This is a genomic window from Vibrio sp. Y176, from assembly GCF_033438945.1.
In genome coordinates this window covers 1-544 of record NZ_JAWOQS010001040.1, presented here as the reverse complement: position 1 = coordinate 544, position 544 = coordinate 1, and the positions used below count along the sequence as shown (strand labels likewise).

At 43.0% G+C, this 544-nt stretch carries 1 protein-coding gene; it reads left to right on the top strand.

Annotation, left to right across the window (positions count from 1 at the left end):
* Positions 1 to 195 precede the first annotated feature (195 nt).
* Positions 196 to 544, top strand: a 349-nt coding sequence (locus tag R7O13_RS30090) for an alkaline phosphatase (RefSeq protein ID WP_318305619.1), incomplete at its 3' end; no start/stop codon positions are given.

The window sequence follows — 544 nt, the reverse complement described above, 5'->3', positions numbered from 1 at the left end:
GAATAACCCGAATGAGACACCTAAAGCCGGCCTACGTACAGAAGTGATCCTATTTAAGAAATGATTTGGGTAGCAAAACCAAGATGTAACACGCGGTTCCATCCTAACTGAATGATAGTATTGATGAATACTTGTAAGCAAAACAGTAATTAAAGTGACGGCTTATACTCGCAGTCACTTTTTCATGGATGAAATATGACAATCAGATACTCTTTACTTGCGGCCAGTTTACTGGCTGGGCTTGTTCACGCCAATGAAGCACCGAAAAATATTATTTATATGATCGGTGATGGAATGGGCCCTGCCTACACAACCGCCTACCGTTATTATCAAGATAATCCAGAAACTAAACAGATTGAGCCTACAGTCTTTGACTCGATACTGGTTGGCATGGCTCACACCTATCCCGATGATGATACTTATGTCACTGACAGTGCAGCAGGCGCGACGGCCTTAAGCAGTGGTATAAAGAGTTACAATGGCGCCGTCGCTGTCGATACCCATAAAAAGCCAGTTAAAACAATGTTGGAAGTAGCGAAAGAGC